This window comes from Xanthomonas sp. NCPPB 901 (assembly GCF_056725085.1).
Genome location: NZ_CM161511.1, coordinates 1,361,209 through 1,385,129, shown reverse-complemented (window position 1 = coordinate 1,385,129; position 23,921 = coordinate 1,361,209). Strand labels below are relative to the sequence as shown.

Annotated in this window: 17 protein-coding genes; 7 read left to right on the top strand and 10 right to left on the bottom strand. The window is 67.5% G+C overall.

Translation table 11 applies throughout. The features are described 5' to 3' along the window. Positions 1-73: 73 nt before the first annotated feature. Together AC1PME_RS05695 and AC1PME_RS05690 are read right to left on the bottom strand one after the other, a co-directional pair. Positions 74-1,711, bottom strand: coding sequence for an NAD+ synthase (locus AC1PME_RS05695; protein WP_254460693.1), 1,638 nt, complete (start codon positions 1,709-1,711; stop codon positions 74-76). A 693-nt stretch (positions 1,712-2,404) separates the two neighbouring features. Then, the gene (locus tag AC1PME_RS05690) at positions 2,405-4,456 is read right to left on the bottom strand and encodes a pyrroloquinoline quinone-dependent dehydrogenase (protein ID WP_481097573.1); all 2,052 of its coding nucleotides are present in this window, start codon (positions 4,454-4,456) and stop codon (positions 2,405-2,407) included. Positions 4,457-4,752: 296 nt separating this feature from the next. Between AC1PME_RS05690 and AC1PME_RS05685 the strand changes: the two genes are divergently transcribed. Continuing rightward, a complete protein-coding gene (locus tag AC1PME_RS05685) occupies positions 4,753-6,030 on the top strand; it encodes a DUF2254 domain-containing protein (RefSeq protein WP_481097572.1) in 1,278 nt (425 codons plus the stop codon). Between the two features lie 200 nt (positions 6,031-6,230). On the opposite strand, the gene sucD is transcribed toward AC1PME_RS05685, so the two are convergent. Beyond that, on the bottom strand, positions 6,231-7,106 hold the full coding sequence (gene sucD / locus AC1PME_RS05680; protein ID WP_010342226.1) for a succinate--CoA ligase subunit alpha: 876 nt from the start codon (positions 7,104-7,106) through the stop codon (positions 6,231-6,233). A gap of 22 nt (positions 7,107-7,128) precedes the next feature. Next, positions 7,129-8,298: an ADP-forming succinate--CoA ligase subunit beta gene (gene sucC / locus AC1PME_RS05675; RefSeq protein ID WP_010342227.1), complete on the bottom strand. Its 1,170-nt coding sequence runs from the start codon at positions 8,296-8,298 to the stop codon at positions 7,129-7,131. 381 nt (positions 8,299-8,679) lie between these two features. Between sucC and AC1PME_RS05670 the strand changes: the two genes are divergently transcribed. Both AC1PME_RS05670 and AC1PME_RS05665 read left to right on the top strand, forming a co-directional pair. Continuing rightward, positions 8,680-10,293, top strand: coding sequence for a sensor histidine kinase (locus AC1PME_RS05670; protein ID WP_307549120.1), 1,614 nt, complete (start codon positions 8,680-8,682; stop codon positions 10,291-10,293). Between the two features lie 82 nt (positions 10,294-10,375). Continuing rightward, a complete protein-coding gene (locus tag AC1PME_RS05665; protein ID WP_254460689.1) occupies positions 10,376-11,764 on the top strand; it encodes a sigma-54-dependent transcriptional regulator in 1,389 nt (462 codons plus the stop codon). Between the two features lie 246 nt (positions 11,765-12,010). On the opposite strand, the gene pilB is transcribed toward AC1PME_RS05665, so the two are convergent. Together pilB and AC1PME_RS05655 are read right to left on the bottom strand one after the other, a co-directional pair. Next, positions 12,011-13,750: a type IV-A pilus assembly ATPase PilB gene (gene pilB / locus AC1PME_RS05660; protein ID WP_481097571.1), complete on the bottom strand. Its 1,740-nt coding sequence runs from the start codon at positions 13,748-13,750 to the stop codon at positions 12,011-12,013. 96 nt (positions 13,751-13,846) lie between these two features. Continuing rightward, a complete protein-coding gene (locus AC1PME_RS05655) occupies positions 13,847-14,257 on the bottom strand; it encodes a pilin (RefSeq protein WP_481097570.1) in 411 nt (136 codons plus the stop codon). A gap of 358 nt (positions 14,258-14,615) precedes the next feature. Here AC1PME_RS05655 and AC1PME_RS05650 point away from each other — a divergent pair, with 358 nt between their 5' ends. Genes AC1PME_RS05650 through coaE form a run of 3 tightly spaced genes read left to right on the top strand, consistent with a single transcriptional unit; the run spans position 14,616 to position 17,382 of the window. Continuing rightward, positions 14,616-15,875 carry a type II secretion system F family protein gene (locus AC1PME_RS05650; RefSeq protein ID WP_481097569.1) on the top strand — a complete coding sequence of 420 codons (1,260 nt, stop codon included), beginning with the start codon at positions 14,616-14,618 and terminating at the stop codon, positions 15,873-15,875. A 6-nt stretch (positions 15,876-15,881) separates the two neighbouring features. Beyond that, the gene (locus AC1PME_RS05645) at positions 15,882-16,745 is read left to right on the top strand and encodes a prepilin peptidase (protein ID WP_254460680.1); all 864 of its coding nucleotides are present in this window, start codon (positions 15,882-15,884) and stop codon (positions 16,743-16,745) included. Positions 16,746-16,758: 13 nt separating this feature from the next. Beyond that, complete coding sequence (gene coaE / locus AC1PME_RS05640) at positions 16,759-17,382, top strand: dephospho-CoA kinase (RefSeq protein WP_481097568.1); 624 nt, start codon at positions 16,759-16,761, stop codon at positions 17,380-17,382. A gap of 81 nt (positions 17,383-17,463) precedes the next feature. On the opposite strand, the gene AC1PME_RS05635 is transcribed toward coaE, so the two are convergent. The 4 genes from AC1PME_RS05635 to rimK all read right to left on the bottom strand — a co-directional run bounded on the left by AC1PME_RS05635 (position 17,464) and on the right by rimK (position 21,085). Continuing rightward, positions 17,464-18,798 (bottom strand): sensor histidine kinase, encoded by a 1,335-nt coding sequence (locus AC1PME_RS05635; protein ID WP_481097567.1) that lies wholly within the window; start codon positions 18,796-18,798, stop codon positions 17,464-17,466. After that, positions 18,791-19,468, bottom strand: a complete 678-nt coding sequence (locus tag AC1PME_RS05630) for a response regulator transcription factor (RefSeq protein WP_010340533.1) — start codon at positions 19,466-19,468, stop codon at positions 18,791-18,793. The genes AC1PME_RS05635 and AC1PME_RS05630 overlap by 8 nt, the downstream gene beginning before the upstream one ends. Positions 19,469-19,482: 14 nt before the next feature. Beyond that, positions 19,483-19,929, bottom strand: coding sequence for a hypothetical protein (locus AC1PME_RS05625; protein ID WP_254460676.1), 447 nt, complete (start codon positions 19,927-19,929; stop codon positions 19,483-19,485). 262 nt (positions 19,930-20,191) lie between these two features. After that, entirely contained in the window at positions 20,192-21,085 is an 894-nt protein-coding gene (rimK, locus tag AC1PME_RS05620; protein WP_254460675.1) for a 30S ribosomal protein S6--L-glutamate ligase, read from the bottom strand. Positions 21,086-21,366: 281 nt separating this feature from the next. On the opposite strand from rimK, the gene AC1PME_RS05615 reads away from it, so the two are divergent. After that, complete coding sequence (locus AC1PME_RS05615; RefSeq protein ID WP_481097566.1) at positions 21,367-23,676, top strand: TonB-dependent receptor family protein; 2,310 nt, start codon at positions 21,367-21,369, stop codon at positions 23,674-23,676. Positions 23,677-23,921: the final 245 nt, after the last annotated feature.

Genomic DNA, 23,921 nt, shown 5'->3' with positions numbered 1-23,921 from the left:
CCACAGTGCAATCGCAACCGCCTTGCACTCGCGGAAAAATCGCGGGTCCCGGGTCCCGGCTTTCCCGAGTCCATCAACCCTGGTAGCCGTTGCTGATCGGATAGCGCCGCTCGCGCCCGAAGGCGCGGCGCGACACCTTCGGCCCCGGCGCGGCCTGGTGGCGCTTCCACTCGCTGATGCGCACCAGCCGCACCACCCGGTCGACCACCTCGGCGGCGTAGCCGGCGGCGACGATCTCGTCGCGCGACTCCTCCTGGTCGACGTAGCGGTACAGGATGCCGTCGAGCACATCGTAGGGCGGCAGCGAATCCTGGTCGGTCTGGTTGGCGCGCAGTTCCGCCGAGGGCGGCCGCGCGATCACCGCCGGCGGGATCACCGGCGCGCCACCGACGGTGTTGCGCCATTTCGCCAGGCCGAACACCTCGGTTTTGTACAGGTCCTTCAGCGGCGCGTAGCCGCCGCACATGTCGCCGTAGATGGTGGCGTAGCCCACCGCGTACTCGCTCTTGTTGCCGGTGGTCAGCAACAGGCCGCCGAACTTGTTGGCCAGCGCCATCAGGATCACGCCGCGGCTGCGCGACTGCAGGTTCTCCTCGGTGACGTCGGGCTCGGTGCCGGCAAACAGCGGACCGAGCGCACGCAGCAGTCCTTCGAACGCCGGCTCGATCGCCACCGTCTCCAGCGTCACCCCCAGCGTGCGGCACTGCTCGGCGGCCAGGTCGTTGGACAGGTCGGCGGTGTAGCGCGACGGCAAGCGCACCGCGGTGACGTTGTCCGCGCCCAGCGCATCCACCGCCATCGCCAGCACCAGCGCCGAATCGATGCCGCCGGACAGGCCCAGCCACACCTTGGAAAAGCGGTTCTTGGCGCAGTAGTCCTGCAACCCGCGCACCACCGCGCGCCAGGCCAGCGCATCCATGCTCTCGTCGCCGTCGTCGATCCAGCGCAGCGGCGCGAAACGGCGCGCGGCGGTGTCGTAGTCCACCACCAGCCACTGGTCGGTGAAGGCCGCCGCGGCCGGATGCACGGTGCCGTCGCCGTCGGCCACCACCGAGGCGCCGTCGAACACCAGCGCATCCTGGCCGCCGACCACGTTGAGATAGGCCAGCGCGGCGCCGCTCTCGCGGCTGCGCTCGGCCAGCAAGGCATCGCGCTGCGCATGCTTGCCGCGCTCGTAGGGCGAGGCGTTGGGCACCAGCACCAGTTCCGCGCCGGCGCGCACGGTCGCCGCCAGCGGCTCCGGGAACCACAGGTCCTCGCAGATCACCAGGCCCACCGGCGTGCCCTTGACCTCGAACACGCAGTGTTCCCCGTCCGGGTCCACGTCGAAATAGCGGCGCTCGTCGAACACCGCGTAGTTGGGCAGTTCGCGCTTGCGGTAGGTGCGCTCGATGCGGCCGCCGCGCAGCACGCTGGCGGCGTTGTAGACCACGCTGCCGGCGCTCTGCGGCCAGCCGACCACCGCGACGATGCCGCGCACCTGCGCGGCGATGCGCTGCACCGCGCGCTCGCAGTCGGCCAGGAAGCCCGGCCGCAGCAGCAGGTCCTCCGGCGGATAGCCGCTGACCGCCAGCTCCGGGAACAGCACCACGTCGGCGCCGTACTCGTCGCGCGCCTCCTCGAGCAAGGCGATGATCCGGTCGGTGTTCTGGGCCACGGCACCGACCGGGAAATCGAACTGGGCCATGGCGAGGCGGAGGGAAGAAGGCATGGACAACCTTGCAGAAGCGGGAGGGGAACGCAGTGCGCAGTGTAGCGCCGCACCGCGGCAGGCGATCCGGTCCGCCCACCCACCTCATGATGTGCCGGTCAGCGGATGGATGCACCGTGGGAGGGACTTCCGTCCCGACTGGCGCCGAAGCCAACCACTGACAGACTCCGCGTCGCGACCGAAGTCGCTCCCACAAGGAGCGGCATCCCAAGTGCTGGCTAGGTGCGCTGTCGGCGGGGCTTCAGGGCACTCGACCAACTTGCGTTTGCCGCGGTTCAGCGGGACATGCCGTTACCGCGCGTAACAGCGGCGTCAGCCGCGACGAGCATTCCCGATAACGCCATCGCAGCTGATCCACAAAAGAGACCTTGGCCCACTCCTGCGAAAGCGTGTGCGTGCGTTTGGCAGCGATCGCCGCAGGCCGCCGTTCAGCGCTGACCTTGGCGTGCCTTCGATTTCCGACTGCGCTGGCCGGACTGCACCGCGAAACACGGGTGCGGTGCCGCCGACACCAGCAGCAGCGGCTCCCGACCATGCCTCGCGTACTGCAGAGCATCCCACGCCGCGGCTGCAGCCGCTCCCACAGGAGGACGACACAGCAACGGAAGACCACATGCTGACCAAGCGCTGCAGGAGGGACTTCAATCCCGACTGCATCAATCCCGAAGCGCCGGCCAACCACCACCATGTGCTTCAGTCGCCGCCAGCACCAGCCCGCACGCGGCGCCGCCGGCACCAACGGCGCACCAGCAGCACCACTCCCGTGCCAAGCCCCAGCGCGGCGGCGCCCAGCAGCGCCATGCGCACGCCGACGCCATGCTGGAACACGACCTCCTGGCCATCGCCCTCCAGCGTGTAGGCGACCAAGTAGTCGCCCATCGTGCCCAGGCCCTCGCGGCCGCCGGCGGCGATCACCACGTACTGGCGCCCGTTCACCGCGTACACCGAGGGCGTCGCCTGCCCGCCAGCCGGCAGCTTGGCCTCCCACAGGGTCTTGCCGGTGGCGCTGTCGAGCGCGCGCAGCCGCGCATCGGCCGCGGCGGCGACGAAGGTGAGCCCGCTGGCGGTGCTCACCGCGCCACCGAGCAGCGGCGTGCCCACCTCCAGCGGCAGCCACGGCAGGCGGTCTTCCAGCGTGCCCAACGGCCGCTCCCAGGCGACCTTGCGGGTGCGCAGGTCCACCGCCACCAGCCGTCCCCACGGCGGACGCACGCAGGGAATGCCGTCCGCCGCGGCCAGCACGCCGCGGCGCATGCCGAACGGCGTGCCCTTCATGTCGTTGAACTCCTGGCCTGGGTAACGCGTGCTGTCCTTCCAGTCGAACTGCGCACGCGGGATCAGGGTGATCTGCATCGGCAGGTCGGACACCGGCATGATCGCCAGTTGCCGCTGCGGATCCACCGCAATGCCGCCCCAGTTGACGCCGCCGGCCCAGCCCGGCGAGACGACGCTGCCGCGCACGCTGGGCGGGGTGAAAATGCCTTCCGAGCGCATCCCGGCGATCAGCGCCGCGCACTGGCGGCGCGCGGCCGGGGTCACGCCCCAGGCACCGGCAGGGGTGATCGGCGCATGCCGGGCTAGGCGCAGCGCCGGTTCAGGCATCGGCTGGGTCGGCGACGCGCGTTCGCCCGGCACGTCCGAGGCCGGCACCGGCACTTCGCTGATCGGGAACAGCGGCGTGCCGTCGCGGCGATCGAAGGCGAACAGGAAGCCGGTCTTGGTCGCCTGCAGCACCGCCGCGCGCGGCCCCTGTGCGGTCTCCACGGTAGTCAACACCGGCTGCGAGGCCAGGTCGTAGTCCCACAGGTCGTGGTGCACCAGTTGCTGCGCCCACACCCGGCGCCCGCTGTGCAGGTCCAGCGCCACCAGCGAATTGGTATCGCGGTTGTCGCCGAGGCGCTCGCCGCCGTAGTAATCGGGGCTGGCCGAGCCGGTCGGCACGTAGACCAGGCCCAGGGCCGGATCCACCGCCAGCGGCGCCCAGGCATTGCCGCCGCCGACCGTCGCCGCTTGCTCCGGCTGCCAGCCGGCGGCGGTGGCCTTGGCCGGATCGCGCGGCACCGGATCCCAGCGCCACAGCTCGCGGCCGCTGCGCGCGTCGTAGCCGCGCACCACGCCCTGCTCCAGGGTGTGCGCGCGGTTGTCGCCGATCGAACTGCCGACCACCAGCACGTCGCCGGCCACCACCGGCGGCGAGGTCACGGCATAGTTGGCCCAACTGTCGCGCGGGTCGTCCTGCAGGTTGATGCCGGCCTTGAGATCGACGCTGCCGCCCTGGCCGAATCCGGCGCACGGGCGCCCGTCGGCCGCATCCAGCGCGATCAGCCGCGCATCCAGGGTGCCGAACACGATGCGCTCGCGGCACGCCCCGGCCGCGGCCTGCGCGTCGCGCCAGACACTCACCCCGCGCGAGGCCGGGTCGCTGTAGCGCTTGCCGCGCGCGACCTTGGCATCGAACGACCACAGTTCGCGGCCGCTGGCCGCATCCAGGGCGAAGGCGATGCCGGTGCCGGTGGTGAGGTACATGCGCCCACCCAGCACCAGCGGATTGGCCTCGAAACGGCGCCGCTGCGGATCGGGCAGGCCCGCGCCGAGTTCGCCGGTGCGGAACGACCAGGCGATGCGCAGGCGTCCGACATTCTCCGACGTGATCTGGGTCAGCGGCGAATACTGCCCGCCGCCGGGCGCGCCGGCGTAACTGGCCCAATCGCCCGGTGCCGCCGCGCAGAGCCCTCCAATGCCCATCGCCACGCCCGCCCCGCATACCGCTGCCCGCCATCGCCTGATCACGCATCCGCTCCTGTCGCTGCCGAAAGTGGCGTGCAGTCTCGGTCTTACCGCGGCGCGCCGCTGCGCCGCAGGGACGGAACCGGTCATGTCAGTGACCAAGTGCGGGACCATGGGGACGAGCGGCGTCGCCGCCGGCAGCGGGGGCGCGCCAGCGAGGACGCCCGACCACGGCCCCGACCACGGCGTTGATTGGATCTGCGCGGGCAACGCGATAGTGTCCAGCCAGCCCGGCCGACCAGGAGCGCGACGCGATGCTGACACGATGGAGGCTTGCCCTCGGCAAGCTCAGCAAACGGATGTGGTTTCGTTCCACGCTCTACGGCGCACTCGGCGTCATCACGGCCCTGGCCGGCGCCTTCCTGAAGTTCCTGATTCCGCACACCCTGGCCACGCGGATCGGGGCGGATTCGGTCGGCAATATCCTCGCCATCCTGGCCGCCTCGATGCTGACGGTGACCACGTTCTCCCTGTCCACCATGGTCTCGGCCTACGCCTCGGCCTCGAACAGCGCCACCCCGCGCGCCGCGCGCCTGCTGATCGAGGATACCCGCGCCCAAGGCGCGCTGGCGACCTTCATCGGCGCGTTCCTGTTTTCGATCGTCGGATTGATCGCCCTGAGTACTGGCCTCTACGGGGAAGGCGGTCGGCTGGTGCTGTTCGGCGCCACCATCGCGGTGATCGTCCTGATCACCGTGACCTTGCTGCGCTCCATCGAACAGTTCTCGCGCTTCGGCCGGCTCGGCGAAACCATCGACCTGGTGGAATTGGCCACCCGCGATGCGATGCGTCGCCGCGCCCAAGACCCGCTGTTGGGAGCGGCGCCAGGCGCGCACCCGCCTCCCGATGAGGCCCAGCGCCTGTACAGCGAACAGGTCGGTTACGTGGAGCATCTGGATGTGGCCCGATTGGACGCGATCGCCGCCGAACACGCATTGACCATCCAGGTGCTTTGCCAGCCCGGCACCTTCGCCACGCCGCAGCGCCCCATCCTGGCCGTGGCGGGCCGGACGGATGCGGCCCTGCTCGACCGGCTACGCGCGGCGGTCAGCGTGAGCGAGGCACGCAGCGTCGAGCACGATCCGCGCTATGGCCTGGTCATCCTGGCGGAAATCGCCCAGCGCTCGATGTCGGCGGCGATCAACGATCCCGGCACCTGCATCGACGTGATCGGGACCTGTGTGCGACTGCTGTGCGGCTGGGCGCACAAGCGCGCGCACACGCCGGCACCGGAGATCCGCTACCCGCACGTCCGGGTGGCGCCGCTGTCGGAACGGGACATGGTCGAGGACGCGTTCGCCCCCATCGCCCGCGACGCCGCCGGCGCACTGGAGGTCAACATTCAGCTGCAGAAGGCATTCGCGGCAGTCGCGCGGGCGGACTCGCCCGAGATGCGCGAGGCGGCGCTGATGCTGGCGCAGCAGTCGCTGCAGCGGGGGCTGCAAACGCTACGCTTCGGCCCGGACCAGGAGGCCCTGCGCGCGGCGGCGCTTTCGGAAAACGGAATTGCCTCCGCATCCGCCCCCGCCTGAGCGAAGCGCCGGTCGGCGCAGCCCCCTTCGCCTCGATGGCAGCCGCTGCGCTGGCGTTGACGGGGCCGCGCGGCATGCTGCCGCGTTGGTCCATCGAAGCGCATACATCATCCCGGTACAAAAAAAGCCCCGCTCGCGCGGGGCTCTCTTGCCAGACCGCGCAGCGTGGCGCCAAGGCGCCACACTGCCGTTGGCGTTACTTACTTCACCAGCGAGGCGATCGCCGCACCCAGGTCGCCCGGCGAGCGGACGGTCTTGACGCCAGCGGCTTCCATCGCCGCGAATTTGCCCTCGGCCGTGCCCTTGCCGCCCGAGGCGATCGCACCGGCGTGGCCCATGCGCTTGCCGGCCGGCGCCGAAGCACCGGCGATGAAGCCGACCACCGGCTTCTTGACATGCTTGGCGATGTACTCGGCACCGGCTTCCTCGGCGTCGCCGCCGATTTCGCCGACCATGATGATGCCTTCGGTCTGCGGATCCTCGTTGAACAGCTTGAGGCAGTCGACGAAGTTCAGGCCGTTGATCGGGTCGCCGCCGATGCCGATGCAGGTGGACTGGCCCAGGCCGACTTCGGTGGTCTGCTTGACCGCTTCATAGGTCAGCGTGCCCGAACGCGAGACGATGCCGATCTTGCCCGGCTTGTGGATGTGGCCCGGCATGATGCCGATCTTGCACTCGCCCGGGGTGATCACGCCGGGGCAGTTCGGCCCGATCAGCACGGTGTCCGGATGCGAACGGGTCAGCACGTTCTTGACGCGCAGCATGTCCAGCACCGGGATGCCTTCGGTAATGCAGACGATGACCTTGATGCCGGCCGCAGCCGCTTCCAGGATCGCGTCGGCCGCGAACGGCGGCGGCACGTAGATCACCGAGGCATCGGCGCCCGTGCTCTGCACGGCATCGGCCACGGTGTTGAACACCGGCAGGTCGATGTGGGTGGTGCCGCCCTTGCCCGGCGTGACACCGCCGACGACCTGGGTGCCGTACTCGATCATCTGGGTGGCGTGGAAGGTGCCCTGCTGGCCGGTGAAGCCCTGCACGATCACCTTGGTGTTCTTGTTAATCAAAACAGACATTGGAGTTCCTTGGTGTCGTGGATCAGGCGGCGTTCTTGACAGCTTCAACGACCTTCTTGGCGCCGTCGTTGATGTTGTCGGCCGGGATGATGGCCATGCCGCTGTCGCGCAACAACTGCTTGCCTTCTTCCACGTTGGTGCCTTCCAGGCGCACCACGACCGGAACCTTGACGCCCACTTCCTTGACCGCCGCGATGATGCCCTCGGCGATCATGTCGCAGCGGACGATGCCACCGAAGATGTTGACGAAGATGCCTTCGACCTTGTCCGAGGACAGGATCAGCTTGAACGCCTCGATCACGCGCTGCTTGTTGGCACCGCCGCCAACGTCGAGGAAGTTCGCCGGCTCGCCGCCGTTGAGCTTGATCACGTCCATGGTCGCCATGGCCAGACCGGCGCCATTGACCATGCAACCGATGTTGCCGTCCATGGTGACGTAGTTGATGTCCAGCTCCGAAGCGGTCACTTCGGTCTCGTCTTCCTGGGACTTGTCGCGCATGGCGACCAGTTCCTTGTGGCGGAAGTTGGCGTTGTCGTCGCTGTTGAACTTGCCGTCCAGCGCGTAGAGGTTGCCGTCGTCCAGGATCGCCAGCGGATTGATCTCCACCAGCGCCAGGTCCTTCTCGTTGAAGATGCGGTACAGGTTGACCATGATGCTGGCGAACTGGCCGGCCTGCTTGGCGGTCAGGCCCATCTTGAAGCCGATGTCGCGGCCGTGGTAACCCTGCACGCCCTCGACGAAGTCGACGTTGAGCGTGTGGATCTTGTCCGGGGTCTCGGCGGCGACCTGTTCGATCTCCATGCCGCCCTCGGAGGAGGCGATGTAGCTGATGGTGCGGGTGCCGCGGTCGACCAGCACCGACAGGTACAGCTCCTTGACGATCTCACCGGCGGTGGTCACCAGCACCAGGTTGATCGGCAGCTCGACGCCGGCGGTCTGGTAGGTCGCCATCTTCGTACCGAGCAGCTTCTCAGCGACGGCCTTCACATCGTCGGTGGTCTTGCAGAACTTGACGCCGCCTGCCTTGCCGCGGCCACCTGCGTGGATCTGCGCCTTGACCATCCAAGGGCCAGCGCCCAGCGACTTGGCGGCTTCAACCGCTTCTTCCGGAGTCGCCGCGACCTTGCCGGCCGGGACCGGGATGCCGTACTCGGCAAGCAGTTGTTTTGCCTGATATTCGTGGAAATTCATGCGTCACCGTGGGAAAAGGAACGGCCGTCCCGCAGCGATCCGGGCCCTGAGTGGCGGCCGGGAGCGGCACGGACGGGACGCCTATTGTCGCTGACGCGGGGCGGCGGCGCAAAAGCGCCGACGGTCCGGCCCGGCTGCGGCCTGCGGGGAGGTCCGCGGTGGCGCCACCGGGTGGAGCCGGCAGCGGACCGCACGCGCTCTGCCGCGCTCGCTCTTGCTTCCCGTTGCCCTGTCCGGGCGCCGGACCGCCAGCGGCGACAATCGCGGTTTCCCCGTCGTGGGCGACGACGGCCCAGGCAGGTCGCCGCCGACCCCGCGGCCATCCACCTACACGGCACCGCCCCTATACTCGCGCCGTCCGCTGCCCGCCCGGAGTCCGGCTTGCCCACCAGCGCCTCGCTCATCGACCGCATCGAGTCCATTCCGCGCCGCGAGCTGTACTTCTTCGCGCTGTACCGGGTGCTGGTGGCCGGACTGATCGCCGCCCTGGTGTTCAGCCCGCTCGGCGTGCTGGTCGGCGAGCCGCGCTACCCGCAACTGGCCAACACCCTGTCCACCGCCTACCTGGCGGTGGCGCTGGCGCTGCTGGTGTGGGGGCGCAACGAGGCGCATCTGGCGCCGATCGTCGGTTTCAGCGCCGTCGCCGACATCGTCGCCGCCACCCTGGCCGCGCACGCCCTGCCCGCCGCCAGCGCCGGCATCGCGATGATGCTGCTGTTCAACGTCGCCGCCGCGGCGATGCTGCTGCGCCTGCGCAGCGGCCTCGCCATCGCCCTGATCGCCTCGGCGGCGACGCTGGCCGAATACGTCTGGAGCGTGCTGGACGGCGCCGACAACACCCGCAGCCTGGCCGAACTGGCGATGTTCGCCACCAGCTATCTGGCAGTGGCCTACATCTGCAATGGCCTCGGCCAGCGCGCGCGTGCCAGCCAGCGCCTGGCCGAACGCCGCGGCGCCGAGGTCGCCAATCTCTACGAAATCAACGAACTGATCATCCGCCGCATGCGCACCGGGGTGCTGGTGGTGGACGCGCAGAACCGGGTGACCCTGGCCAACGAGGCCGCCTCGGCCCTGCTCGGCGACACCGACGGCAACAGCGGCAGCGGCCGGCTCGACCTGCTCAGCGCCGCGCCGGAGCTGGCCCGGCGCCTGCAGCGCTGGCGCAACGGCTGGAACCAGGACGAAAGCCCGCTGCAGCTGTCGCCGGACCAGCCGGAGGTGCAACCGCGCTTCGCCCGGCTGCTGGCCGAGGGCGACCTCACGCTGGTGTTCCTCGACGACGCCACGGTGGTGTCGCGGCGCGCCGAATCGCTGACCCTGTCGGCGCTGGGCCGCTTCTCGGCCAGCCTGGCCCACGAGATCCGCAACCCGCTGGCCGCGATCAACTACGCCTCGCAACTGCTGGAGGAATCGCCGGCGATCGGCGATGCCGACCGCCGCCTGCTGCAGATCATCCACCAGCAGTGCCAGCGCACCAACGGCATCGTCGAGAGCGTGCTCGGCCTGGCCCGGCGCGAGCGCTCCAATCCGGAGAACCTGGACCTGGGCGCGTTCGTGCGCCGTTTCGTCCAGGAGTACCGGCAGACCCTGTCGATCGAGACCGACAGCCTCGAGGCGATCCTCGCCCCGCAGCCGGTGCACGCGTTGGTCGATCCCAAGCACCTGCACCAGATCCTCAGCGCGCTGGTGCACAACGCGCTCAAGTACGGGCGGGTGATGGAGGAACCGGCGCGGGTACGCCTGCGCGTGGCGCTGCAGGAGCGCAACGCCATCGTCGACGTGATGGACCGCGGCCCCGGCATCCCCGAGGCGGTGGCGGCGCAGCTGTTCCGGCCGTTCTTCACCACCTCCGAGCACGGCACCGGACTGGGCCTGTACATCGCCCGCGAGCTGTGCCGGGCCAACCAGGCGCGGCTGGAGTACGTGCCGGTGCCGGCCGGCGGCGCCTGCTTCCGCGTCGCCCTGCCCGGGCCGCACACCATGCTCAGCGGCTGACAGGTGAGAATCGCTCCGCCAACGCGCGGCCGCCGCCGGTAAATTGGCGCATGTCCCGGTTCCTAGGCTATCTTTCCTGCGCATGAACGAAACCCGAAGCGCCCTGGTCGTCGACGACGAGCGCGACATCCGCGAGTTGCTGGTCCTGACCCTGGGCCGGATGGGCCTGCGCATCAGCACCGCCGCCAACCTCGCCGAAGCGCGCGAACTGCTGGCGAGCAACCCCTACGACCTGTGCATCACCGACATGCGCCTGCCCGACGGCAACGGCATCGAGCTGGTCAGCGAGATCGCCCGACACTACCCGCGCACGCCGGTGGCGATGATCACCGCCTTCGGCAGCATGGACCTGGCGGTGGAGGCGCTGAAGGCCGGCGCCTTCGACTTCGTCAGCAAGCCGGTGGACATCCAGGTGCTGCGTGGCCTGGTCAAGCATGCGCTGGAACTCAACAACGAAAGCCGCGCCGCGCCGCCGCAGCCGGCCCCGGAACAGGCCAGCCGCCTGCTCGGCGCCTCGGCGGCGATGGACGCGCTGCGCAGCACCATCGCCAAGGTCGCCCGCAACCAGGCACCGGTCTACATCCTCGGCGAATCCGGCGTGGGCAAGGAACTGGTCGCGCGTACCATCCACGAACAGGGCGCCCGCGCCGCCGGGCCCTTCGTGCCGGTGAACTGCGGCGCCATCCCCGCCGAACTGATGGAAAGCGAGTTCTTCGGCCACAAGAAGGGCAGCTTCACCGGCGCCCATGCCGACCAGGCCGGCCTGTTCCAGGCCGCGCACGGCGGCACCCTGTTCCTCGACGAGGTCGCCGAACTGCCGCTGCCGATGCAGGTCAAGCTGCTGCGCGCCATCCAGGAGAAATCGGTGCGCCCGGTCGGCGCCGCCACCGAAGTGCCGGTGGACGTGCGCATCCTCTCGGCCACGCACAAGGACCTGGCCGATCTGGTCGCCGAGGGCCGCTTCCGCCACGACCTGTACTACCGGATCAACGTCATCGAACTGCGCGTGCCGCCGCTGCGCGAGCGCGGCGGCGACCTGCCGCAACTGGCCGCGGCGATCCTGGCGCGGCTGGCCAAGAGCCACGGCCGCCCCACCCCGCTGCTGTCGCCCTCGGCGCTGGACGCCCTGAGCAGCTACGCCTTCCCCGGCAACGTGCGCGAACTGGAGAACATCCTCGAGCGCGCCCTGGCGATGGCCGAGGACGACCAGATCAGCGCCGCCGACCTGCGTCTGCCGCAACCCGGCAACCACGCCCGCAGCGCCGCCGAAGCCGCCCCGGCGCTGCCGCGCGGCGTGGTCGACATCGACCCCAGCTCCTCCGCACTGCCGTCCTACATCGAACAACTCGAACGCGCCGCGATCCAGAAGGCACTGGAAGAGAACCGCTGGAACAAGACCCGCACCGCCGCGCAGTTGGGCATCACCTTTCGGGCGCTGCGCTACAAGCTGAAGAAGTTGGGGATGGAGTAGGAGGGCCGGGAATGGGGAATCGGGATTGGGGAATCGGGAAAACCGCTTTCCCGGCTGCTCCCGGTCCCTCGTCAGACAGCGTGATGTGGCCGGGTGGTGTGCCGTTGGGCCGCAACCAGCGTGTCCCGCCCTGCGCTACACGTCGAGAAGCGTGGGAACAGGGCTTGGACTACTAAGAGCAGAGCGACAGGGATGGGAAACGCCGCTTTTCCCATTCCCCAATCCCGATTCCCCGCTCCCAGCTCTTCAATCCTTCGTCACCCGATTGATCTCGGCCAAACTGGTGATGCCGTTGCGGGCCTTGAGCAGGGCCGACTGGCGCAGGTCGCGCACGCCGATCTTCTGCGCGGCGCTGGCGATGTCCATCGCGTTGCCACCCTGCAGCACGATCGCCGCGATCTCGTCGTTCATCGGCATGACCTGGTAGATGCCGGTCCGGCCCTTGTAGCCCTCGGTGCACTCGTCGCAGCCGACCGCCTCGTACAGCTGGATGCCGGCGGCGATCTCCGCCTCGGTGAAGCCCTCGGCCAGCAAGGCCTTCTCCGGCAACTGGACCGGGCGCTTGCAGTTGTTGCACAGGCGCCGCGCCAGGCGCTGGGCGATGACCAGGGTCACCGAACTGGTGATGTTGTAGGGCGCGATGCCCATGTTCATCAGGCGCGCGATGGTCTGCGGCGCGTCGTTGGTGTGCAGGGTGGACAGCACCATGTGGCCGGTCTGCGCCGCCTTGATCGCGATCTCGGCGGTCTCCAGGTCGCGAATTTCGCCGACCATGATGATGTCCGGATCCTGGCGCAGGAACGAGCGCAGCGCCGCGGCGAAGGTCATGCCGCGCTTGTTGTTCTGCTGGACCTGGTTGACCCCGGGCAGGCGGATTTCGACCGGATCCTCGGCGGTGGAGATGTTGCGGGTGTCGTCGTTGAGGATGCCCAGCGCGGTGTACAGCGACACCGTCTTGCCCGAGCCGGTGGGGCCGGTGACCAGGACCATGCCGTACGGCTTGTGAATCGCATCCAGGAACAGTTTCTGCTGCTCGGGCTCGTAGCCGAGCTTGTCGATGCCCAGCTTGGCCGCACTGCCGTCGAGGATACGCAGCACGATCTTCTCGCCGAACAGCGTCGGCAGCGTGCTGACGCGGAAATCGATCTGCTTGTTCTTGGACAGGTTGAGCTTGATGCGGCCGTCCTGCGGCACCCGCTTCTCGGCGATATCCAGCTGCGCCATGACCTTCAGGCGCGCGGCGATGCGCTGATTGAGCTTGACCGGCGCCTTGGCCACGCTCTTGAGCAGGCCGTCGATACGCAGGCGCACCCGGTAGTCGTCTTCGTAGGGCTCGAAATGGATGTCGGAGGCGCCACGGCGGATCGCATCGACCAGCACCTTGTTCACGAACTTGACGACCGGGGTGTCTTCGCCCTTGGCATCGATGCCGGTGTCGCCGCTGCTCCCCCCGCCCATGTCCTCGTCGCCGCCGCCGACATCGAGGTTGTCCATGCCCTCGTCGTCGCCCAAGGCACTGCCGAGCGAATCGTTGCTGGCCTGCCACTGTTCCAAGGTGCGGCGGATCTGGTCCTCGTCGACCAGGATGGCCTCGACCGTCAGGTTGGTGTGGAACTTGATGTCGTCCAGCGCCCGGGTCTGGGTCGGGTTGCTGATGCCGACGAACAGGCGCGTGCCGCGCTTGAACAAGGGCAGCACCTGGTACTTCTGCAGCAGCTCCTCGCTGACCAGCTTCATCGCGTTCTGGCTGGCGTCGAAAACCGAGACATCCATCAACGGCATGCCGAACTCGACCGCATTGGCGGCGGCCAGTTGCGCGGCGGTGACCAGCTTCTTCTCGGAGAACCACTGCGGCAGCGGCACCTTGGCCTCGGCCGCCTGGGCCATCGCGGTCCGCGCTGCGGCTTCGTCCAGGGCGCCGTCCTGCACGAGGCGGCGGGCGATGCCGGTGATGCCTACAAGATTTGCCGCAACTCCTGTATTCATCAAATTCTCTCCAAGAAGCAATAGCTACCACTATTACCCATTAAAGCATAAAGAAAAGGCCCCTTTTGGGGCCCTTTCTCACTAAGCAGACCTTTATCAGGTGCAGTTGCTGGGCTTGTGCTTGGCAGCAACATTGCCACCAGCGATCACGCACGCCCAAGCACCGGTTGCAGCAGTGCGATTAAGCGTCACCGTGGCTCCAGCCACGATGTCGTTACCCTTCACACCAGTACACTGAATGCTGGAAGCGGTCACGGTGAAAGAGGTGCAACGCGGGGTGGAGGTCTGCAGGCCAAGCGCAGCGCCGTCGGCCGGCACATACGTGCTGTCTTCCTGAAGCTTGGATTCCAGCATGGTCCTGGCAGGAGTCACTTCGGCAAGCGCGGCAGCGAGCTGCGACTTGGCGACATAGTCACGATACATCGGCAGCGCAATGGCGGCCAGGATGGCGATGATCGCGATCACGATCATCAGTTCGATCAGGGTAAAGCCCTGCTGCTTCTTCATAACAAACCCCTAGAGATGGAATACAAGTGGTAGGCACTCGCCCGCGGACCTACTCCCCGAGCGCCGCGGCTGAGCGCCACGTGCGGGTAACGGAAGCAGACTGCGTGCCAACTTCTCGCGCATGTCCAATCCCCTACCGAAGTGCATCATGCCTCACTCAAAGAACCAAGTTGCAGGCAAATCAGGAATTTGCGACAGGATGAGCCATCCGCCCATGCGGGGCAAAAAGTGACGCCCTGCGTCACACCACGGGGCGCGATCTGGCTGGATGATGGTCGCTACGGATGCCAGACGTCCTGGAAACCGATACCATGCTGGGTATGTCCGCCCGGGGATGGCCGGACGGGGAGACAACCTGATGTCCGCAACCCGCAGCGCAGTCAAGAAAGAGCCGGTCGCACGCAGCACTAGTCAGCAGGTGCCCTTCGTCTGGGAGGGCACCGACAAGCGCGGCGTGAAGATGAAGGGCGAACAGATCGCCAAGAACGCCAACTTGCTGCGCGCCGAATTGCGCCGGCAGGGCATCACTCCCTCGGTGGTCAAACCCAAGCCCAAGCCGCTGTTCGGTACGGCAGGCAGCAAGATCAGCACAAAGGACATCGCCTTCTTCAGCCGCCAGATGGCGACCATGATGAAATCCGGCGTCCCGATCGTGGGTTCGCTCGAAATCATCGCCAGCGGGCACAAGAACCCGCGCATGAAGAAGATGGTCGACCAGATTCGTACCGATATCGAGGGCGGCTCGTCGCTGTATGAAGCGATCAGCAAGCATCCCGTGCAGTTCGACGAGTTGTATCGCAACTTGGTCAAGGCCGGCGAAGGCGCCGGCGTTCTTGAGACAGTGCTGGAAACGGTTGCAACGTACAAGGAGAACATCGAAGCCCTGAAAGGCAAGATCAAGAAAGCCTTGTTCTATCCGGCAATGGTGATGGCCGTTGCGTTGATCGTCAGTTCCATCCTGCTGGTTTGGGTCGTGCCCCAGTTCGAAGATGTGTTCAAGGGGTTTGGCGCGGAACTGCCCGCCTTCACCCAGATGATCGTTGCGGCCTCCCGCTTCATGGTGGCTTACTGGTGGCTGCTGCTGCTTGTACTAATCGGCACCATCGGCGGCTTCATCTTCGCCTACAAACGATCTCCATCCATGCAACATGGCATGGACCGGCTGATCCTGAAGGTGCCGATCATCGGCCAGATCATGCATAACAGCTCCGTGGCCCGCTTCTCCCGGACGCTGGCGGTGACCTTTCGCGCCGGCGTGCCGCTGGTGGAGGCGCTGGACATCGTCGCCGGCGCCACCGGCAACAGCGTCTACGAAAAAGCCGTGCTGCGCATGCGTGACGATGTAGCAGTCGGCTACCCAGTCAATATGGCGATGAAGCAGACCAACTTGTTCCCGCACATGGTCATCCAGATGACCGCGATCGGCGAGGAGGCCGGCGCGCTGGATGCCATGCTGTTCAAGGTGGCCGAATACTTCGAGCAGGAAGTCAACAACGCGGTCGATGCATTGAGCAGCTTGCTGGAACCGTTGATCATGGTGTTCATCGGCACCATCGTCGGCGGCATGGTCATCGGCATGTACCTGCCGATCTTCAAGCTGGCCTCCGTCGTTGGATAAGCATTAATGGCATTTCTCGATCAACATCCCGGCCTCGGCTACCCGGCCGCGGCCGGGCTGGGCCTGCTGGTAGGCAGCTTCCTCAATGTGGTGATCCTGCGCCTGCCCAAGCGCATGGAATGGCAGTGGAAGCGCGATTCGCGCGAGATCCTGGAGCTGCCGGACATCTACGATCCGCCGCCGCCCGGCATCGTGGTGGAGCCGTCGCACTGCCCGCACTGCAAGCACAAGCTGGCCTGGTTCGAAAACATCCCCCTGTTCAGCTGGCTGGCGCTGCGCGGCAAGTGCCGCTACTGCCATGCGCCGATCTCGCCGCAGTACCCGCTGGTGGAACTGCTCACCAGCCTGCTGGTGGTCGCCAGCGTGTGGCGCTTCGGCTTCGGCTGGCAGGGCTTCGGCGCGATCGTGTTCAGCTGTTTCCTGGTGGCGCTGTCCGGCATCGACCTGCGCACCCGCCTGCTGCCGGACCAGTTGACCCTGCCGCTGATGTGGCTGGGCCTGATCGGCAGCATGGACAACCTGTACATGCCGGCCAAGCCCGCCCTGCTCGGCGCTGCGGTCGGCTATTTCTCGCTATGGTCGGTGTGGTGGCTGTTCAAGCAGATCACCGGCAAGGAAGGCATGGGCCATGGCGATTTCAAGCTGCTGGCCGCGATCGGCGCCTGGTGCGGCCTGAAGGGGATCCTGCCGACCATCCTCATCTCCTCGCTGGTCGGTGCGATCCTGGGATCGCTGTGGCTGGCGGCCAAGGGCCGCGACCGCGCCACGCCGATTCCGTTCGGTCCCTATCTGGCCATCGCTGGCTGGATCACCTTCTTCTGGGGCACGGAGATCGTCGAAACCTACATGCGTTGGTCGGGACTGCGCTGAAGGAGCCAAGGGCTTGACCGATTTCGTCGTCGGCCTGACCGGAGGCGTGGCCTCCGGCAAGAGCGAACTGAGCCGCCGCTTCGAGGCCATCGGCATCGTCGTCGCCGATGCCGACTTCGCGGCACGCGCGGTGGTCGCGCCCGGCCACCCGGCGTTGGCGCAGATCGTGGCGCGGTTCGGGCCGCACATCCTGCAAGCCGATGGACAACTCGACCGCGCCGGCCTGCGCCAGCGGATCTTCGAGGACGCGGCGGCACGCCGCGACCTGGAAGCGATCACCCATCCGGCCATTCGCCAGTTGCTGCAGGCACAGTGCCGCGCGGCCGCAGGACCGTATGCGATCGCGGCCATTCCGCTGTTGACCGAGGTCGGCGCACGCGCCGCGTATCCCTGGCTCGACCGGATCCTGGTGATCGACGCCCCCGAGGCGCTGCAACACGCCCGCCTGATGCAACGCGACGGCATCACCACCGACCTGGCGCAGCGCATGCTGGCAGCGCAGGCCACCCGTGCGGCGCGCCTGGCCATCGCCGACGACGTGGTGCTCAACGATGGTGCTGCGGCGGCGCTGCAGGACGCGGTGGAGACGCTGGACCGACGGTATCGCGCCTTGGCCGCAGCGAAGTCTTCTAGGTAGGAGAGGCTTCAGCCGCGACCCGTCACTGGCCTGTGGTCGCGGCTGAAGCCGCTCCTACGGTCATCCTGAGGAGGCGCCGGCTCACGCCGGTTTGAACCACAGCGTCGCCACCACGCCCTTGGCGGCGCCCGGGCGCACGTTGACCTGCCAGCCGTACAGGTCGCACAGGCGGCTGACGATCGACAGGCCGATGCCGCCACCCTGCGAATGCCCGGCATGGGTGCCGCGATAGCCGCGCTGGAACAGCTTGGCCGCGTCCTCCTCGCTCAGGCCGGGGCCGGAGTCGATCACCTGCACCGCATCGCTCAGGACGCGCACCACGACCTGGCCTTCCTGGGTGTACTTGACCGCATTGCCGATCAGATTGCCCAGCGCCACCGACAACGCCGACTCCGGCGCGTCGATGGTCAGGTTGCGCTCGCCCTCCAGCAGCAGTTGCAACGGCTTGCCGCCCAGCTGCGCGCGATGCGAGTCGATCAGTTGCTCGGCGACCTTGGCGACGTTGCTGTGCCCCTGCCCGCGCTCGTTGCGCGACAGCAACAGCAACGACCCGATCAGGTCGCTGCATTGCTGTTCGGCGCGCTGGATGCGTTGCAGGCGCTGCAGCACCTTCTCGTCGAGGTTGGGACGGGTCAGCAGCAGTTCGGTGGCGCCACGGATCACCGCCAGCGGCGTGCGCAACTCGTGGCTGACATCGGCGTTGAACTCGCGGTCGCGTTGCACCACCTCGGTCAGGCGCGCCGAATAGTCGTCCAGCGCCTCGGCCAGCTGGCCGACCTCGTCGTCGGGAAAGTGCGGCGCCAGCGGCTTGGGATCGCTGCTGCCGCGATAGGCGCGCAAGCGCGCGGCCAGGTCCGACACCGGCCGCATCACCCGCGACGCCGACCACCAGCCGATCACCAGCGACAATGCGCTGAACACCAGCACCGACAGGATCAGGGTGCGCTTGAGCTGCACCTCGCCCTGCATGGTCTGGGTCAGATCGTAGGCCATGAAGAACCAGGCGTCCGGGGTCTTGCGCACGCCGACCTTGTAGGCGAACGCTTTGCCGTCCGCGTCGGTGCCCGACATCATGTGGATGCCGTCGCTCAGACGCTCCCACTCCGGGAAATCGCGACGCAGGCCATCCAGCTTGTCGGGGCGATAGACAAAGCCCTTCATCTGCTGGACCGGAATGGCCAGGTTGCGCCCACCGCTGGCCACGTAGCTGCGCCAGGACGCTTCCAGATTGCGGTTCATCACATCCTCGACCAGCTGGTTCTCCACGCGCGCGCGCGCCCAGTTGGTGGCGAACGCGAAAAGCGCGGTCAGGCCGAAGCCCAACAGCACGAAGGAGAGGATGATGCGGCTGCGGAGGCGGCGGCGGTAGCGCCCGCGCCGCCGTACCACCCGCGGCAACGCCGGCGCTTCAGGCATCGGGCGCGGCGATGCGGTAGCCGATGCCGTGGCGGGTCTGGATCATCGGCACGTCGAACGGCTTGTCCACCACCGCGCGCAGGCCGTGGATGTGCACGCGCAGGGAATCGGAATCGGGCAGTTCCTCGCCCCACACGCGGGTTTCCAGCTCCTGCCGGGTCACCACCGCGGGGGCGGCTTCCATCAGCGCCTGCAGGATCTTCAGCGCGGTGGGATTGAGCTGCAGCAGCTTGCCCTGGCGGCGCACTTCCAGCGTATCCAGGTTGTATTCCAGGTCGCCGGTCTCCAGCACCCGGGTATGCACGCCCTTGCCGCGGCGCGAGAGCGCGTTGAGCCGCACTTCCACTTCCTGCAGCGCGAACGGCTTGATCAGATAGTCGTCGGCGCCGGAATCGAAGCCGGCGAGCTTGTTGTCCAGCGAATCGCGCGCGGTGAGCATCAGCACCGGGGTCTGCTTGCGCGCTTCGTTGCGCAGCTTGCGACAGACCTCGATCCCGTCCATGCCCGGCAGGTTGAGGTCGAGCACGATCGCATCGAACTCGTGCACCACCGCCAGATGCAGGCCAGTGACGCCATCGGCGGCGAAATCGACGGTATGACCGCGATCCTCGAGGTAGTCGCCGAGATTGGCAGCGATGTCGCTGTTGTCTTCGATCACTAGAATTCGCACCAACATTTACCCCGTCAGTCGTACTTGCCAGTTGGATTGCGCCGCATCAGTTCCTGCGCATCCTCGTTGTCGCGGCGGCGCTCCGCCACGGTCCTGCATTGCGTGGTGGTGCGCAGGGAGCCGGTGACCGCCTCGCGCCTGCACACCATCCGGCTGTCCGCTGCCGCCTTGGTCAACAACGTATTCACCGTTTCCTGATCGTTGAACAACGCGACCTTCTGCTCCTCTTTCAAGGTCTCCACGTCCGGGTGGGCATCGAGTATCGCAGCCATCCGCGCCAATGCCGCTTCGACCTTGCTGCGATCGTCAGCATTGATTTCGGAATAGGTCTTGCCGTCGTTCAACTGCTGCCGAATTGTACTGAGTTGCTGCGCGAACGCTTTCTTCACGTTCATGGGCGCCTCACCTTTGGGCGCCGCCACCGCCGCGCACGCCAGGAACATGCCCAGCACCAACGCCATCGACCGTTTCATCCCCTTCCCCTCGCAGATTGGACGCACCTCGGCAATGTAGCCCCCGCTCAAACACCGCCGCAAGCAGCGGCCGCGAGGGGAGGAACGGGGGGATCACCCAACAAAAAGACCCAGGCAGCAGGGCTGCCTGGGCCGAAAGTTCTATCCCGATGACCGTTCCTGCTGAGGAGGGCAGAGCTGCGGTCCGATGCAGCATACGCAGCGCCGAATTAAACCGGCGTTAAGCCAGAACAGGCGGCCAAAGTCGCGACTAAGCCACTGATTTCTTTCGCTTCAGGCAGGCTTCCAGGTGCTCGATGACTTTGCCGGCGATATCCAGCCCGCACACCGTCTCGATGCCCTCCAGGCCCGGCGTGGAGTTGACCTCCAGCACCAGCGGGCCGCGCCGCGAGCGGATCAGGTCCACGCCGGCCACGCCCAGGCCCAGCGCCTTGGCCGAGCGCACCGCCACCTCCTGCTCGCCGCGGCTGGCCGCGGTGCGCTCGGCGGTGCCGCCCAGATGCAGGTTGGAGCGGAAGTCGCCCTCCGGCGCGGTGCGGCGCATCGCCGCCACCACCTGGTTGCCGACCACGAAGCAGCGCAGGTCGGCGCCCTCGGCCTCGCCGATGAACTCCTGCACCAGGAAATTCGCATACAGCCCGCGCAACGCCTCGACCACGCCGCGCGAGGCGCTGGCCTTCTCGGTCAGGATCACCCCGGTGCCCTGGGTGCCCTCGTTCAACTTCACCACATGCGGCGGCGGGCCAAGCATGGACAGCAGGTCGCCGGTGTCGTCCGGGTTGTCGCCGAACACGGTCATCGGCATGTCGATGCCCTTGGCCGCCAGCAGTTGGTGCGCGCGCAGCTTGTCGCGCGCGCGCAGGATCGCGTCGGACGGATTGGGCGTGCACACCCCCATCATCTCCAGCTGCCGCAGCACCGCGGTGCCGTAGCGGGTCACCGAATTGCCGATGCGCGGGATCACCGCGTCGTAGCCGGTGATCGGCTTGCCCTTGTAATGCATGGTGAAGGCGCCGGCGGCGATGCGCATGTAGCAGCGCAGCGGGTCCAGCACCCGCACCGTGTGCCCGCGTTCGCGGCCGGCCTCGACCAGGCGCCGGGTCGAGTACAGCTTGGTGTTGCGGGACAGGATGGCGAGCTTCATCGAAGGCGGCGGCGGTGGCAGGCCCGGCATCATACGTCGCGCCACCGGCGCCGCGATGCCGTACGTCGTCGCAAGCACCCACCGCACGGCAAGGCCGGGACACGCGGTGATCGCCATCACCCGCGGTCCGCGCGCTGTCCTACAGCCGACACCGAACCGCCCCGAAACCTTCACAAAACCGTTGCATCGTGGCGGGCGGGCCGCGTACCGGCCCGGTGCCGGCTGCCCGCGCCCCGCGCGGCAGGTCCGGAACGTCTCTCCCTCATGATTGGTGACTTTCGATGACCCCCACTTCCAGATCCTTGCGCCCGCACGCGCTGGTGCTCGCCGTCGCGTCCGCCCTGCCGGCCTTCGCCGCGCTGGCCGAGACCGCCCCGGCCTCCGCCACCGCCACCGCCGATGCGGCGGCCAGTGCGAGCGGCAACGATGCGACCATGCTCGACGCGATCACCGTCGTGTCCAGCGGCACCACCCGCCAGGTGCAGCGCATCACCCGTGAGGACATCGGAATCGCCACCCCGGGCACCAGCGCGCTGAAGGTGCTGGACAAGCTGCCCGGCGTGCAGTTCCAGTCGGCCGACCCGTTCGGCGCCTACGAATGGTCCACCGCGATCAGCCTGCACGGTTTCGACCAGAGCCGGCTCGGCTTCACCCTGGACGGCGTGCCGCTGGGCAACATGAGCTACAGCGTCAGCGACGGCCTGCAGGTGACCCGCGCGATCATTTCCGAGAACGTGGCCTCGGTGGAACTGGCGCAGGGCGCCGGCGGGCTGGGCACGCCCTCGAGCAGCAACCTCGGCGGCACCGTGCGCTACTACTCCGCCGATCCGGATGCCGACGCCGGCTTCCGCTTCAGCCAGACCCTCGGCTCCGACAGCACCCGCCGCACCTACCTGCGTGGCGACACCGGCGACATCCACGGCTTCTCGCTGTACACCTCGCTGGTGCACGGCGAAATGGACAAGTGGAAGGGCTACGGCAACAACGAGTACAACCAGGCCAACGCCAAGGCGCTGTACCAGTGGGGCGACGGCAACCGGGTCAGCCTGTACCTGGACAGCTCGCACCGCAAGGAATACGACATCATGGACCTGTCGCTGACCTCGCAGCGGGTCCTCGGCTGGGACTGGGACTACCTGATGCCGGACTGGAACAGCGCGGTGCAGATCGCCAACGCGCTCAACGGCAACGGCAGCTACCCGGCCAGCCTCAATGGCCTGCCCGCCGATTACAGCAAGGCCGATGCGTCCTACTACTCCGGTGCCGGCCTGCGCCGCGACAACCTGGCCGCGCTCAGCGGCACGTTCAACCTCGGCGGCAGCGCCACGCTGAACCTGACCGGCTATTACCACGACAACAACGGCGAAGGTCAGTGGACCACGCCGTACGTCGCGTCCTCGGCCAGCGTGCCGCTGTCGATGCGCACCACCGACTACCGCCTCAACCGCCATGGCGTCACCGGCTCGCTGAACTTCACCGTGGCCGGCAACGAGATCGAGATCGGCGGCTGGTACCAGAACGCCAAGACCGTGCAGGAGCGCAACTACTTCCTGCTCGACGGTCCGTTCACCGATCTGTACTACTTCAACAAGAACGGCACCCTGTTCGCGCGCGGCTTCGCCCAGCACTACGACACCGACACCACCATGGTGTACGCGCAGGACACGCTGCACCTGCTGGACGAGCGCCTGACCCTGAACTTCGGCGCCAAGAAGCTGATCGTCGACACCACCGCGCAGTCACAGGTGCCGTCCGCGTCCAACGCCGCCGGCGAGATCAAGGCCGATTCGGACCTGCTGCCGCAGGTCGGCGCCAACTTCAAGATCGACGATCACCAGGAGGTCTACGCCTCCTACAACAAGAACATGGCCGGTTTCGGCTTCACCCCGTTCCAGGAGTCGCAGGCCGCGTTCAACGCGATCAAGAGTTCGCTGGAACCGGAGACCGCGCAGACCTACGAACTGGGCTATCGCGTGCGCGGCGCCGGCGTGGAAGCGTCGCTGGCCCTGTACCACACCACCTTCGACGACCGCCTGCTGGTGACCTCGCCGTGCAGCGCGATCCAGACCTGCTCGGCCACGCTCAACAACGTCGGTTCGGTGCGCAGCCAGGGCGCCGACCTGGCGGTGATCTGGCGTCCGATCGAACAGCTGCGCTGGCTGAACTCGCTGTCCTACGACGATTCCACCTACCAGGACGACTACCTCAACGGCGGCGTGGTCGCCACCTCCGGCAAGCGCGTGGTCGGCATCCCCGAATGGATGTTCTCCAGCAGCCTGGCCTACGAGAACGCCGGCTGGCACGCCTCGCTGGACGGCAAGTACACCGGCCGCCGCTACATCAGCTACCTCAACGACTCGTCGGTGCCCAGCTACTGGCGCTTCGACCTGAGCGCCGGCTACGACTTCGGCCAGGTCGGCATGTTCCAGAACCTGGGGCTGAGCGCGAACGTCACCAACCTGTTCGACAAGCGCTACTTCGCCACCGTCGGCACCAACGGCTACGTGGTCTCCGATCCCAACGGCTACAACCAGACGCTGATGGCCGGCGCGCCGCGCCAGTTCTTCGTCACCTTCAGCGGCAAGTTCTGAGCCGACGCGACACCGCCAGGGAAGGCTCCATGCGCCGCCGCTGCTCGTGCAGCGGCGGCGTTTGCGTTTTGGAGCAGCAGAGACGCGGAGTGCTGTGGATGGCAGCCGCAGTAGCGACGACGGTTCCCGATCGCATGCACCCGAACGGTCGCGGCTGAAGCCGCTCCTACAGACGCTGCGGAGGTCGTAGGAGCGGCTTCAGCCGCGACCGTGTACAGCCAGAAACCGCGCCCCGCGTTGGAGCG